The sequence below is a fragment of the Streptomyces sp. PH9007 genome, assembly GCF_059813725.1.
On record NZ_CM187440.1, the window covers coordinates 2834894 to 2847850 of the forward strand.

Genomic DNA, 12957 nt, shown 5'->3' on the forward strand with positions numbered 1-12957 from the left:
AGGCGGAACTTGTCCGCTGATCGGGGATCTGCTCTAGAAACTGGCTTTACGCGGCATTACTCTTCGTTTACCAATGCTTGAGAGTAGCCATACCGTCACCAAGCGTGGTTGCTCTCGGTTCTGAACACTGGACCTGGACGGAGACGGAAATGTCCGCCTGCGCCCCCGCGCCCACCTCTTCCACCTCACCCCCTTCCCCCCCACCGCCCGCGAGCGGACGCCGCCCCGTGCTGCGCGCCGATCTGCCGGCCTCGATCTCGGTCTTCCTGATCGCGCTGCCCCTCTCCCTGGGCATCGCCCTGGCCACCGGAGCCCCGCTCCAGGCCGGGCTGGTGGCCGCCGCCGTCGGCGGGATCGTCGTCGGCTGGCTGGGCGGTGCCCCGCTCCAGGTGAGCGGGCCCGCCGCCGGCCTCACGGTGGTCACCGCCGAGCTGATCATCCAGTACGGCTGGCGCGTCACCTGCGCCATCACGGCACTGGCCGGGCTCGCCCAACTCGGCCTGTCCGCACTGCGGGTGGCCAGAGCCGCCCTGGTGGTGAGCCCCGCCATCGTGCACGGAATGCTCGCCGGCATCGGCATCACCATCGCGCTCGCCCAGCTCCACATCGTCCTGGGCGGCAGCCCGGAGAGCGAGGCGCTGGCCAACCTCGCCCAGCTCCCCGGCCAGTTGGCGCAGCCGCACACCACCTCGCTGCTCATCGGCGCGCTCACGGTGGCCGTGCTGCTGCTGTGGCCCCGGCTGCCCGGCCGGGCCGGCGGCAGCGTACGCAAGGCGTTCCCCGCCGCGCTGGCCGCCGTCACCCTGGCCACCCTGCTGACCTGGTCCACCTCGGCCGGGATCGAACGGGTCGACCTGCCCTCCTGGAGCAGCCACGCGCTGCCGCAGATGCCCGAGGGCCCGGTGCTCGGGCTGATCGCCGCCGTGCTCACCATCACGCTGGTCGCGAGCGTCGAGTCACTGCTGTCGGCCGTCGCGGTGGACAAGCTGGCCGCGGCGCGGCACCGACAGGGCGGACCGCGGGTGCCCAGGGCCGACCTGGACCGGGAGCTGCGCGGACAGGGCGCGGCCAACCTGCTCTCCGGATCACTGGGCGGGCTGCCGGTCACCGGGGTCGCGGTGCGCAGCGCGGCCAATGTGGCGGCCGGGGCCGTGACCCGCTGGTCGTCGATACTGCACGGCTGCTGGGTACTGCTGTCCGCCGGGCTGCTCGTCGCCCTGCTGGAGGAGATCCCGCTGGCCACGCTCGCCGCGCTGGTGATGGTGGTCGGCATCCAGATGGTCAACATCACTCACATCCGCACCGTCACCCGGCACCGGGAGGTGGTGGTGTACGCGGGCACCGCCCTCGGGGTGGCACTGCTGGGCGTACTGGAAGGGGTGGCGATCGGGATCGCGATGGCGGTGGCCATCGCGCTGCACCGGCTTACCCAGACCCGGATCAGCCAGGAGCGGCGGCCGGACGGCAGTCACCTGGTGCGGGTGCGCGGTCAGTTGACGTTCCTCGCGGTGCCCCGGCTCAGCCGGGCGCTGGCCCAGGTCCCCGAGAACGCCCCGGCGTCGGTGGAGCTGGACGGCTCCTTCATGGATCATGCCGCGTACGAGACGCTGCACGACTGGCGCACCGCGCACATCGCGCACGGGGCGGCGGTGGAGATCACCGGGCGCTCCGGGCAGGTGGTGGCCGAGCCGGAGGCCGCCCACCGCTGCCGGCCCTGGACACCGTGGCGCAACCACCAGTGCACGGCCACCCCGGCCCCGAAGGGCCAGGTGCCGGGCGGGCGGCGCGACGACGACCGGCTGATGGGCGGGGTGCGCAACTTCCAGCGGCACACCGCTCCTCTGGTGCGCGAGGAGCTGGCCCGGCTCGCCACCGAGGGGCAGCAGCCCGGGCAGCTGTTCGTCACCTGTGCCGACTCCCGGCTGGTCACCTCGATGATCACCTCCAGCGGCCCCGGCGACCTGTTCACGGTGCGCAACGTGGGCAATCTGGTGCCGTTGCCCGGCGCGGAGACCTCCGACGACTCGGTGGCCGCGGCCATCGAGTACGCGGTGACGGTGCTGCGCGTCCCGACCATCACCGTGTGCGGGCACTCGGGGTGCGGCGCGATGCAGGCGCTGCAGGCCACCGTGGACGGCGGGCTCGCCGTGCCGGGGGCCCACTCGCTCGGCCGGTGGCTGCGGCACGGCCGGCCCAGCGTGGCGCGGCTGACCGCGCCGGATGACGCGCGGCCGATGCTGGCCGGGCGGCCGGCGGCGGATGAGCTGGAGACGCTGTGCCTGGCCAACGTGGTGCAGCAGCTGGACCATCTGGCCCAGCACCCGTGTGTGGCACAGCGGCTCGCCGAGGGCTCCCTGGCGCTGCGCGGCCTGTACTTCCACGTCGGTGAGGCACAGGCCTATGTGCTGGAGCACGAAGGGAGTTCCCCGATGGCGGGCCCGCCGGTGTTCACCCCGGTACGGCCCGATGTCCTGACGGTCTGACGGCCCGGCCGCCTGCCGCGGGACCGGCGGCGGGCGGCACGCGGCGGGCGGTCCCCAGCCGGTCTCCGGAACCGTTCGGCGCCGGGTGGGGACCGTTCGCCGCACTCGGGGGGCATTCCCTTGTCAAAGGGACGTGGTGCTGATGGGGTGTGCTCTGGGACACAGCAGTGGGACCACGCCGCAAGGGAGCTGGACTGTGGGTAACGAGAGCCTGGCCAATCTCATGACGGAGGAGCGGAGGTTCGCTCCCCCCGCCGAGGTGGCCGCCGACGCCAATGTCACCGCCGGGGCGTACGCCGAGGCCGCCGAGGACCGGCTGGGGTTCTGGGCCGAGCAGGCGCGCCGGCTGAGCTGGCAGAGCGAGCCGACCGAGGTGCTCGACTGGTCCAATCCGCCGTTCGCCAAGTGGTTCGCGGACGGCACGCTGAACGTCGCCTACAACTGCGTGGACCGGCACGTGGAGGCCGGGAACGGCGACCGGGTCGCCATCCACTTCGAGGGTGAGCCGGGCGACTCACGGACCCTCACCTACGCCGAGCTGCTGCGCGAGGTCTCCCAGGCGGCGCACGCCCTCACCGAGCTGGGCGTGCAGGCGGGCGACCGGGTCGCCATCTACCTGCCGATGATCCCCGAAGCCGTCGTCGCGATGCTCGCCTGCGCGCGGATCGGCGCCCCGCACTCCGTGGTCTTCGGGGCGTTCTCCGCCGACGCGCTCGCCGCCCGCATCGAGGACGCCGACGCCAAGGTGGTCATCACCTCCGACGGCGGCTACCGCCGGGGCGCGCCCTCGGCGCTCAAGCCCGCCGTGGACGAGGCCCTCACCCGCCCCGGGGTGGCCGACCGGGTGCGCAACGTCCTGGTGGTGCGCCGCACCGGCCAGGACATCCCCTGGCAGGAGGGCCGCGACCTGTGGTGGCACGAGGTGACGGAGCGCCAGCCCGCCGAGCACACCCCGCAGGCGTTCGGTGCCGAGCACCCGCTGTTCATCCTCTACACCTCCGGCACCACCGGGAAGCCCAAGGGCATCCTGCACACCACCGGCGGCTACCTCACCCAGGTCTCCTACACCCATCACGCGGTCTTCGACCTCAAGCCGGAGACCGACGTGTACTGGTGCACGGCCGACGTCGGCTGGGTGACCGGGCACTCGTACATCGTGTACGGACCGCTGTCCAACGGCGCCACCGAGGTGCTGTACGAGGGCACCCCCAACACCCCGCACAACGGCCGGTGGTGGGAGATCGTGCAGAAGTACGGCGTCACCCTCCTCTACACCGCGCCCACCGCGATCCGCACCTGCATGAAGTGGGGCGACGACATCCCGGCGCAGTTCGATCTGAGCAGCCTGCGGATCCTGGGCTCGGTCGGTGAGCCGATCAACCCCGAGGCGTGGATCTGGTACCGCAAGCACATCGGTGCCGACCGCACCCCCGTGGTCGACACCTGGTGGCAGACCGAGACCGGCGGCATCATGATCAGCCCGCTGCCCGGGGTGACGGTCGCCAAGCCCGGCTCGGCCCAGGTGCCGCTGCCCGGCATCTCGGCCACCGTGCTGGACGACGAGGGCAACGAGGTGCCCAACGGGTCCGGCGGCTATCTGGCGCTGACCGAGCCGTGGCCGTCCATGCTGCGCACCATCTGGGGCGATGACCAGCGCTATCTGGACACCTACTGGTCGCGTTTCCCCGGCCGCTACTTCGCCGGTGACGGTGCCAAGAAGGACGACGACGGCGACATCTGGCTGCTGGGCCGGGTCGACGATGTGATGCTGGTGTCCGGCCACAACATCTCCACCACCGAGGTCGAGTCCGCGCTCGTCTCCCACCCCCGGATCGCGGAGGCGGCCGTGGTGGGTGCCACCGATCCGACGACCACGCAGGCGATCTGCGCGTTCGTCATCCTGCGCGGCGCGGTGGACGCCTCCGACGAGGACGGCGCCCTGGTCGAGGAGCTGCGACAGCACGTGGCGCGGGTGCTGGGGCCGATCGCGAAGCCGCAGCGCATCCTGCCGGTGGACGAACTGCCCAAGACCCGCTCCGGGAAGATCATGCGCCGGCTGCTGCGCGATGTCGCCGAGAACCGTGAGCTGGGCGACATGACCACCCTGACCGACTCCACGGTGATGGATCTGATCCAGGCCAAGCTCCCCGGGGCCGCCCGCGACGAGTGACCCACCCCGTATCCGAGCGACGCGCGAGGGCGTCCGGCGACCCGCCGGGCGCCCTCGCGCGTGTGAGGCGCCCTGTCCCGCATACCATGCAGGGGGGCCGAACGAGTGGGGGCGGGGCGGCTGTGATCACTCCCCAGGGCTACGACAGGGCGTCAAACGGCCGCTCGGGCGGCGTCGGCGCACCACGCGCACTACTGTCACACGCAGCAACGGCACGAGCCTCCTGGAGAGGGAAGAGGGGAACGCGATGAGCGACGCAGCCGACGAGGGCCGCAGCCTGCGAGAGCTGGTCGCCTCGGCCACCGACGATCTCACCGGACTGGTGCATGACGAGATCGCGCTGGCCAAGGCCGAGATCAGGCAGGACGTCCAGCGCGTGAAACTGGGCGGTGTCGTGGGTGTCATCGCCGGCGTCCTGGCGCTGGTGGCGCTGCCGCTGCTGGCGATCGCCCTGGCGTTCTGGATCCGCGCCTGGTGGGGGGCCCCGCCGGCCATCGCCTTCCTCGTCACGGCGGGTGTCTTCCTGGTGATCGCGGGGATCTTCGCCGCGCTGGCGGCGGCCAAGTTCAAGCGGATCACGCCGCCGGAACGGTCCATCCGTTCGGCCAAGGAGTCCGCGTCCGTGCTGTCCGGGGTACGGCCGCACCCGCGGGCCGCCGCGAACGGCAAGGCCGGCACGCCCGTATGAGCTCCGAGGGACACTCCGAGGCCCGTTCCGCGGTCGTGCTGCGCGACGGGCCGTGGACGCACCGCCATGTGGCGGCCAACGGCGCCAGATTCCACATCGCCGAGCAGGGTGATGGCCCGCTCGTCCTGCTGGTGCACGGCTTCCCGCAGTTCTGGTGGACCTGGCGGCATCAGATCACCGCGCTGGCGGAGGCCGGTTACCGGGCGGTCGCGATGGATCTGCGCGGCGTCGGCGGCTCCGACCGCACCCCGCGCGGCTACGACCCGGCCAATCTCGCCCTCGACGTCACCGGCGTGATCCGCTCCCTCGGGGAGCCGGACGCCGCGCTGGTGGGCCACGACCTGGGCGGCTATCTGGCGTGGACGGCGGCCGTGATGCGGCCCAAGCTGGTCCGGCGGCTGGTCGTCGCGTCCATGCCACATCCGCGCAGCTGGCGCTCGGCGCTGCTGCGCGACCCGAAGCAGACGCTGGCCAGCGGTTCGGTGTGGGGCTTCCAGCGGCCCTGGCTGCCGGAACGGCAGCTGGTCGCGGACGACGCGGCGGCGGTCGGCACGATGCTCACCGAGTGGTCCGGGCCGCGGCAGCCGGAGCCGGAGACGGTCCGGGTGTACCGGCAGGCGATGACGATCCCGTCGACGGCGCACTGCGCCATCGAGCCGTACCGGTGGATGGTGCGTTCCATCGCCCGCCCGGACGGCATCCAGTTCAACCGGCGGATGAAGCGGCCGGTGCTGGTGCCCACGCTGCATCTGCACGGCTCGCTCGACCCGGTGCTGCGCACGCGCAGTTCGGCGGGGTCCGGGGAGTACGTGGAGGCCCCGTACCGGTGGCGGCTGTTCGACGGTCTGGGGCATTTCCCGCACGAGGAGGATCCGGTGGCGTTCAGCACCGAACTCATCGACTGGCTGAAGGATCCCGAGCCCGACCGCCGCTGACGGCCCGTGCCGCCCGCGCACACATGCCTGGCGCATAGTCCGATTCCCCGCCCGCCGGGAGGTTACTGACCTTGGGGCCCGGGCAGGGAGCCCAGTATGGGCTGGACGCACGACTACCGTGACGTGGCACGTAATCGCAGCGGCAAAGGAGCCGCCGCTCGGGCGCCGGGCAGCGCCGTGCGGCGGTTTCCAGGGGGTGGTTTCCCGGATCCGCCGATCGGCTTTCCGCACATCCTGCGCCGCCGGGCCCGCTGGGTCGGCGCGCGCCTGCGGCATCCGCGGAGCTAGCAACAGGCGGCCCGACTCCCGGCGGACGGACTCCCGGCGGACGGACTCCCGGCGGACGGACGGCGGCGCGCGGGTGCGCGGCCCGCCCGGGGCGGGGAGCAGCACCGCGGAAGAACAGCGCCGCCCGCCGGGGCCCGTGGGCCCAAGAGCGGGCGGGTGCGCCCGGTCTCACATTGCGCAGTTCTGGCTGTCCACGGGCGCCGTGGCGGTCGTGCCGCGCTCGATGGTGTCCTCGATCTCCTCCAGGGTGAGCGCGTACCCGGTGTTGTCGTCGTCCAGGGACTTGGCGAACACCAGGCCGTACACCTCGCCCTCCGGGGTGAGCAGCGGGCCGCCCGAGTTGCCCTGCCTGACCATCGAGTACAGCGAGTAGACGTCGCGGCTCACGGTGCCCCGGCGGTAGATGTCGGGGCCGTTGGCGGTGAAGCGCTCGCGCACCCGGGCCGGCCGCACGTCGAAGGGGCCGCTCTCCGGGAAGCCGGCGATGATGGCGTCGTCGCCCGAGAGCGCGTCGCGGTCGCTGAACTGCAGCGGCGGCGCGTCGAGTCCCGGCACGTCCAGGATGGCCACGTCGGACTCCCAGTCGTAGAGCACGACCCGGCCGTCGTACAGCCTGCCCTCGCCCCTGATCTGCACGGTGGGCTCGGTGACTCCGCCCACCACGTGGGCGTTGGTCATCACCTTGTCCTCGGCGAAGACGAAGCCGCTGCCCTCCAGGACCTTGCCGCAGCCGGACGCGGTGCCCGAGACGCGGACGATGGAGCCGGCCGCCTGCTCGATGACCGGGCTGCCGGCCAGTGCCGGGTCGGGCGGATCGACGCGGGTGATCGGCTCGTTGGTGAACGGGGCGAAGACCTGGGGGAAGCCGTGCTGGGCGAGAATGGCCGAAAAGTCATTCATCCAGGTGCCGGCCTCGACCGGCATCACCTGCGAGACGCCCAGCAGCACCCGGGAGGTGCGTACTTCGCGCCCCAGGGTGGGCAGGGTGGTGGTGGCCAGCGCGGAGCCGATCAGCCAGGCGACCAGCAGCATGGCCATCACGTTGACGAGCGCGCCGCCGGTGGCGTCCAGCGCCCTCGCCGGTGACCAGGTGATGTGGCGGCGCAGCTTGTTGCCGAGGTGGGTGGTGAGCGCCTGACCCGAGCAGGCACACACGATGACGATGACGACCGCCACGATGACGCCTATCGGCCCGGGTTCGGCTCCGGAGCTGATCCGGTTCCAGATCACGGGGAGGATGTAGAGGGCGATGAGTCCGCCCCCCAGGAACCCGGCGACGGACAGTATTCCCACGACGAAGCCCTGCCGGTAGCCCACGACCGCGAACCACACGGCGGCCAGCAGCAGCAGCACGTCGAGCATATTCATGCCCGACACGCTCTCACGTATGGGCAGTTCATGCCCCGGGAGCCAGAGGTATCTCCCGATCGGCGTCCCAGGGAAGCTCCCAGCCGGCGAAATGCAGGACCCGGTCGATCACCCCGGCGGTGAACCCCCACACCAGGGTGTCGCCGACCAGGAAGCACGGACCGCGATACCCGGAGGGGTGCACCGCGCTGCGGCGCCGTGCCGGGTCGGCCAGCTCGGAGACCGGCACCGTGAACACCCGCGCCGTCTCGGCCGGGTCCACCGGCGACACCGGCGTCGGCTCGCGCCACCAGCCCAGGACGGGGGTGACGGTGAAGTCGGAGACCGGGATGTACAGCCGGGGCAGCACGGCGAAGATCCGTACCCCGGCCGGGTCGAGGCCGGTTTCCTCCTCGGCCTCGCGCAGGGCGGCGCGCAGCGGGCCCTGACCGGCCGGGTCGCCGTCCTCCGGGTCGAGGGCTCCGCCGGGGAAGGACGCCTGGCCGGCGTGGGCGCGCAGGCTGGAGGCACGTTCGAGCAGCAGCAGCTCGGGGCCGTGCACACCGGACCCGAACAGCACCAGGACGGCGGAGGGCCGGCCGCCGTGCGGCGGCGGCAGCCAGCGGCTGAGCTGCCCGGCCCGCAGGGTCACGGCCACCTCCGCCAGCGGTTCCAGCCAGGACGGCAGCCCCTCGGCGCTCACCCGCACCGGTGGTGGCTCGGCGCGGCGGGCGTCGCGCGGGGTCATGGGGTGGTCCCTTCGCTGGCGGCGGGTGGCGCTGGTGCCTCGGTCGGTGGGGGCGGCGGGCGGTGGCGTGGCGGGCCGTGCTGGTGCGGGGCGGCTCCGGTACGGGGAGGGCCGCTCAGCCGGCCGGTTCGCCGCCGGCCGCCGGGGCGGGCTTGCCCGGGTAGTCGGCCGGCGGCTTCAGCCGCTGCCCCGGGTAGCCGCCCATCTCGTACTTCAGCAGCTTCTTCGCCTTCTCCGGGTCGGTCTCGCCCTCCCCGAAGGAGGGGCACAGGTGCGCGATCGGGCAGGCCCCGCAGGCGGGCTTGCGGCTGTGGCAGATCCGGCGGCCGTGGAAGATGACCCGGTGCGAGAGCATCGTCCAGTCCTTCTTCGGGAAGATCGCCCCGACCTCGGCCTCGATCTTGTCCGGGTCGGTCTGCTCCGTCCACTTCCAGCGGCGCACCAGGCGCTGGAAGTGGGTGTCGACCGTTATCCCCGGCTTGCCGAAGGCGTTGCCGAGCACCACGTGGGCGGTCTTGCGGCCGACGCCGGGCAGCGAGACGAGGTCCTCCAGGCGGCCGGGCACCTCGCCGTCGAAGCGGTCGCGCAGGGCCGTGGACAGCCCTATCAACGACTTGGTTTTGTTGCGGAAGAAGCCGGTGGGGCGGATCAGCTCCTCCACGTCGGCCGGATCGGCGTCCGCCATCGCCGCCGGGGTGGGGTAGGCGGCGAACAGCCGGGGGGTCGTCTGGTTCACCCGCAGGTCGGTGGTCTGGGCGGACAGCACGGTGGCGACCAGCAGCTCGAACGGGTTCTCGAAGTCGAGCTCGGGGTGGGCGTAGTAGTACACCTCCGCCAGCTCGCGGTTGATCTTGCGGGCCCGGCGCACCATGGCCGTACGGCTCTCCGGTTTCGCCTGCTTCGTCCGCTTCGCGGGGGCGGCGGCCGCGCCCGCCCCGGCGCGCCCTCCCGATGTCGCCGGCCCGCCCGTACGGCTCCGCGCGGGCTTTCGTACCGGTTTCGCCGACCCGGCCGCCCCGCGTTCGCCATCAGCGGAATTCGCCGTCGCGTTCACCCTCCCGGCCTCTCTTCCTGGTCTCTCCGGGTGGCCCAGCCCCGTACGTGCACAGGGCCGTTGGCCACCCGGCCAGCGTAAACGGCCACACCGACAATCGTGGGGCGCTCACCCCATACGTCACCCGAATCAGCCCCTGGCGCTGTCCGGGCTTTCCCGGTAAGTCAAACTTGTGACTGATAGCACTGCTGTGGTGTCCGGCATGATGAGGGGTGCATGACCCTTCACGGCCTGGCCGACAAGGAGAGAGAACTCGTGGACGACGTTCTGCGGCGCGCCCCGCTCTTCGCGGCGCTCGATGACGAGCAGGCCGCTGAGCTGCGCGGCTCCATGACCGAGATCACCCTGGCCCGGGGTGAGACCCTCTTCCATGAGGGCGATCCGGGCGACCGTCTGTATGTCGTCACCGAGGGCAAGGTCAAGCTGCACCGCACCTCGCCCGACGGCCGCGAGAACATGCTGGCCGTACTGGGCGCCGGAGAGCTGATCGGCGAGCTGTCCCTGTTCGATCCGGGCCCGCGCACCGCCACCGCCACGGCGCTGACCGAGGTACGGCTGCTCGGTCTGGGCCACGGCGACCTCCAGCCCTGGCTGAACGTACGGCCCGAGGTCGCGGCGGCGCTGCTGCGCGCGGTGGCCCGCCGGCTGCGCCGTACCAACGACAACATGTCCGACCTGGTCTTCTCGGACGTTCCCGGCCGGGTCGCCAAGGCGCTGCTGGATCTGTCGCGGCGCTTCGGGGTGCAGTCGGACGAGGGCATCCACGTGGTGCACGACCTCACCCAGGAGGAGCTGGCCCAGCTGGTGGGCGCCTCCCGGGAGACCGTCAACAAGGCGCTGGCCGACTTCGCCGCCCGTGGCTGGCTGCGGCTGGAGGCCCGGGCCGTGATCCTGCTGGACATCGAGCGGCTGGCGCGCCGCTCCCGCTGATCCGGGCCCGGAGCCGGACCCGGACCCGCTGAGCACATCGGCACACCCCTCGCGGGTGGCCGGTGTGCTTTTTCATGCCCTCGGCCGGACACGACGCGGGTGCCGGCGGGCGCACCTACTCCGGCAGGGCGTCGTCCGGGGTGTCCGGCGGGATCAGCCCGTGCTCGCGCAGGTATTGCAGCTGCGCGAGGACGGAGAGTTCGGCGGCCGGCCACACGGCGCGGTCCACGTCCGCGTACACGTGGGCGACGATCTCGGGGGCGGTGCGGTAGCCGTCCTCGACCGCGTTCTCCACCTCGGCCAGGCGCTTGGCGCGGTGCACGAGGTAGTAGTCGATGACGCCCAGGGCGTCCCGCAGCACCGGGCCGTGGCCGGGCAGTACGGTACGGACCCCCTCGTCCTCGGCCAGCCGGCGCATGACGCGCAGCGAGTCGAGGTAGTCGCCGAGCCGGCCGTCGGGGTGGGCGATGATCGTGGTGCCCCGGCCGAGCACGGTGTCGCCGGTGAGCAGCGCGTTGTCGGCGGGCAGCAGGAAGCACAGTGAGTCGGCGGTGTGCCCCGGGGTGCCGATGACGCGCAGTTCCAGGCCGCCCGCGGTGAGGACGTCCCCGGCGGCCAGTCCCTCGTCGCCGAGGCGCAGCCGGGGGTCGAGGGCGCGTACCGGGGCGCCGGTCAGCTCGGCGAACCGGGCGGCGCCGCCGCTGTGGTCCTGGTGGCCGTGGCTGAGCAGGGTGTACGCCACCCGGCGGCCGGCCCGCTCGACGGTTTCGGCGACGCGCCGCAGATGCGCCTCGTCCTCGGGGCCCGGGTCCAGGACCACGGCGCGGTCGGAGCCGGGTTCGGCGAGGATCCAGGTGTTGGTGCCGTCCAGGGTCATCGCCGAGGGATTCGGCGCGAGCACGCAGGTGGCGCGCTCGGTGGCCGGGCCGGCCGGTGATCCGATCCGGGGTGCGCCGGGCAGCGCGGTCGCGTCGCTCATCTCTCCACCCGCCTTTCGAACTCGTCATGCCCAGGCCAGCTGAGCACAATCTGGTGGCCTTCGGTCCGCAGCCGTACGAGGACGGGCTCGACGGGCCCGGCGGGCGCGGGGTGCGGGCCGGCGGCGAGCTGGCGGAGGGTGGCGACGGTCGGCGGCATCATGATCATCTCGCCGCTCGCGTAGCCGGCCAGGGCTTCGGCGGGCGACAGCCAGAGGGTGCGGTCCGCCTCCGTGGAGGCGTTGCGGGTGCGCTGTCCCGCCGGGAGCGCGGCGCTGAAGAACCAGGTGTCGTAGCGGCGCGGCTCGAACTCGGGGGTGATCCAGCGGGCGCGGGCGGTGAGCAGATCGCTGCGCAGCACGAGGGAGTGGCGGGCGAGCAGCGCGGCGAGCGAGAGCTCGCGGGCGGCCAGGGCGGCGCGGTCGGCCTCCCAGCCGGGGCCGGTGGTGTCGTCGGCGACGGTGTGGGGGTCGGGTCCCGCGAGCAGGACGCCCGACTCCTCGAAAGTCTCGCGGACGGCGGCGCACACGATGGCCTGCGCGCCGTCCGCATCCACCCCGAGCCGCTCGGCCCACTCCTCGCGCCCCGGTCCGGCCCAGGCCACCGCGTCGGCGGCGGCGTCCCGGGGATCGACACCACCGCCGGGATAGGCGTACGCGCCGGCCGCGAACCCCATGGACAGCCGGCGCCGCAGCAGGAAGACCTGCGGCCCGTCCGGCCCCTCGCGCGTCAGCAGCACGGTGGCGGCCCGCCGGGGCACGGCGGGGGTGATCTCCCCGCGCACGAACTCACGCACCCGGCCGGCCCACTCCGCCGGAAACCACTGGCCGTTTCCCATGCCGGGATGCTATCCGGGACGGGTGGAGAGAGGATGGACAAAGGGGACAGGGGATGCGAACGCGACGACGCACGCGATCGAGGAGACGGTGACGATGTCGAAGCACCGGGCCCAGCACGAACGGGAAGCAGCCGGTCACGGAAAGCACGCGCTGACCCCGGAGCGGGTCAAGGAGGCCGAGCACCAGGCCCGGGCGGTGGCGGCGAAGACCCACGGCAAGACGGAGAAGGCGACGGTGAAGCACCGCTCGCGCCTGGGCTGAGCCGGGAAGGGCGCGCGGCCCGGGCCGCGAGGAAGGACAGGACACCCGGCGGCCGAGGAGGGCGGTAGCGCGGCGGTGCGGGCTGGGCACGGCATCCGTCCGCGCCGAAGTGGAGCGTGCCGCTACGCGCTCGACGGGTGAGGAAGCGCCGCCACTGCGAGGACCTCATCGACCGCCAACACCCGTGTGTCTGTGGCGATGTCGCGCCGTCACGAAACGAGGGGCGCGCGGGATTCC

Annotated in this window: 12 protein-coding genes; 7 read left to right on the forward strand and 5 right to left on the reverse strand. The window is 72.7% G+C overall.

Annotated elements, in window-relative coordinates; genetic code table 11:
• Positions 1-149 precede the first annotated feature (149 nt).
• The 5 genes from ACTFAP_RS12910 to ACTFAP_RS12930 all read left to right on the forward strand — a co-directional run bounded on the left by ACTFAP_RS12910 (position 150) and on the right by ACTFAP_RS12930 (position 6564).
• On the forward strand, positions 150-2483 hold the full coding sequence (locus tag ACTFAP_RS12910) for a SulP family inorganic anion transporter (RefSeq protein ID WP_500469140.1): 2334 nt from the start codon (positions 150-152) through the stop codon (positions 2481-2483).
• Between the two features lie 196 nt (positions 2484-2679).
• Positions 2680-4653 (forward strand): acetate--CoA ligase, encoded by a 1974-nt coding sequence (acs, locus tag ACTFAP_RS12915; RefSeq protein ID WP_500469141.1) that lies wholly within the window; start codon positions 2680-2682, stop codon positions 4651-4653.
• 247 nt (positions 4654-4900) lie between these two features.
• Positions 4901-5341 carry a phage holin family protein gene (locus ACTFAP_RS12920; protein WP_390118289.1) on the forward strand — a complete coding sequence of 147 codons (441 nt, stop codon included), beginning with the start codon at positions 4901-4903 and terminating at the stop codon, positions 5339-5341.
• The gene (locus ACTFAP_RS12925) at positions 5338-6276 is read left to right on the forward strand and encodes an alpha/beta fold hydrolase (RefSeq protein WP_030735421.1); all 939 of its coding nucleotides are present in this window, start codon (positions 5338-5340) and stop codon (positions 6274-6276) included. The genes ACTFAP_RS12920 and ACTFAP_RS12925 overlap by 4 nt, the downstream gene beginning before the upstream one ends.
• Before the next feature lie 96 nt (positions 6277-6372).
• Entirely contained in the window at positions 6373-6564 is a 192-nt protein-coding gene (locus ACTFAP_RS12930) for a hypothetical protein (protein ID WP_078635671.1), read from the forward strand.
• A gap of 168 nt (positions 6565-6732) precedes the next feature.
• On the opposite strand, the gene ACTFAP_RS12935 is transcribed toward ACTFAP_RS12930, so the two are convergent.
• The 3 genes from ACTFAP_RS12935 to nth all read right to left on the reverse strand — a co-directional run bounded on the left by ACTFAP_RS12935 (position 6733) and on the right by nth (position 9713).
• Positions 6733-7932, reverse strand: coding sequence for a MarP family serine protease (locus tag ACTFAP_RS12935; RefSeq protein ID WP_495684668.1), 1200 nt, complete (start codon positions 7930-7932; stop codon positions 6733-6735).
• Positions 7933-7960: 28 nt separating this feature from the next.
• Entirely contained in the window at positions 7961-8659 is a 699-nt protein-coding gene (locus tag ACTFAP_RS12940) for an NUDIX hydrolase (protein WP_390118281.1), read from the reverse strand.
• Positions 8660-8774: 115 nt separating this feature from the next.
• Positions 8775-9713 (reverse strand): endonuclease III, encoded by a 939-nt coding sequence (gene nth / locus ACTFAP_RS12945; RefSeq protein ID WP_500469142.1) that lies wholly within the window; start codon positions 9711-9713, stop codon positions 8775-8777.
• 255 nt (positions 9714-9968) lie between these two features.
• Here nth and ACTFAP_RS12950 point away from each other — a divergent pair, with 255 nt between their 5' ends.
• Positions 9969-10643: a Crp/Fnr family transcriptional regulator gene (locus ACTFAP_RS12950; RefSeq protein WP_030735429.1), complete on the forward strand. Its 675-nt coding sequence runs from the start codon at positions 9969-9971 to the stop codon at positions 10641-10643.
• A 115-nt stretch (positions 10644-10758) separates the two neighbouring features.
• Here ACTFAP_RS12950 and ACTFAP_RS12955 read toward each other — a convergent pair whose 3' ends face one another.
• Positions 10759-11622, reverse strand: a complete 864-nt coding sequence (locus ACTFAP_RS12955) for an MBL fold metallo-hydrolase (protein WP_495684670.1) — start codon at positions 11620-11622, stop codon at positions 10759-10761.
• Complete coding sequence (locus tag ACTFAP_RS12960) at positions 11619-12458, reverse strand: NUDIX hydrolase (protein ID WP_500469143.1); 840 nt, start codon at positions 12456-12458, stop codon at positions 11619-11621. The genes ACTFAP_RS12955 and ACTFAP_RS12960 overlap by 4 nt, the downstream gene beginning before the upstream one ends.
• 94 nt (positions 12459-12552) lie before the next feature.
• Here ACTFAP_RS12960 and ACTFAP_RS12965 point away from each other — a divergent pair, with 94 nt between their 5' ends.
• Positions 12553-12720 (forward strand): hypothetical protein, encoded by a 168-nt coding sequence (locus ACTFAP_RS12965; protein ID WP_390118270.1) that lies wholly within the window; start codon positions 12553-12555, stop codon positions 12718-12720.
• Positions 12721-12957: the final 237 nt, after the last annotated feature.

Coding starts and splice junctions, on each gene's coding strand:
- ACTFAP_RS12910 (WP_500469140.1), top strand. CDS start 150: ATGTCCGCCTGCGCCCCCGCGCCCACCTCTTCCACCTCACCCCCTTCC.
- ACTFAP_RS12920 (WP_390118289.1), top strand. CDS start 4,901: ATGAGCGACGCAGCCGACGAGGGCCGCAGCCTGCGAGAGCTGGTCGCC.
- ACTFAP_RS12925 (WP_030735421.1), top strand. CDS start 5,338: ATGAGCTCCGAGGGACACTCCGAGGCCCGTTCCGCGGTCGTGCTGCGC.
- ACTFAP_RS12930 (WP_078635671.1), top strand. CDS start 6,373: ATGGGCTGGACGCACGACTACCGTGACGTGGCACGTAATCGCAGCGGC.
- ACTFAP_RS12935 (WP_495684668.1), bottom strand. CDS start 7,932: ATGAATATGCTCGACGTGCTGCTGCTGCTGGCCGCCGTGTGGTTCGCG.
- ACTFAP_RS12940 (WP_390118281.1), bottom strand. CDS start 8,659: ATGACCCCGCGCGACGCCCGCCGCGCCGAGCCACCACCGGTGCGGGTG.
- ACTFAP_RS12955 (WP_495684670.1), bottom strand. CDS start 11,622: ATGAGCGACGCGACCGCGCTGCCCGGCGCACCCCGGATCGGATCACCG.
- ACTFAP_RS12960 (WP_500469143.1), bottom strand. CDS start 12,458: ATGGGAAACGGCCAGTGGTTTCCGGCGGAGTGGGCCGGCCGGGTGCGT.
- ACTFAP_RS12965 (WP_390118270.1), top strand. CDS start 12,553: ATGTCGAAGCACCGGGCCCAGCACGAACGGGAAGCAGCCGGTCACGGA.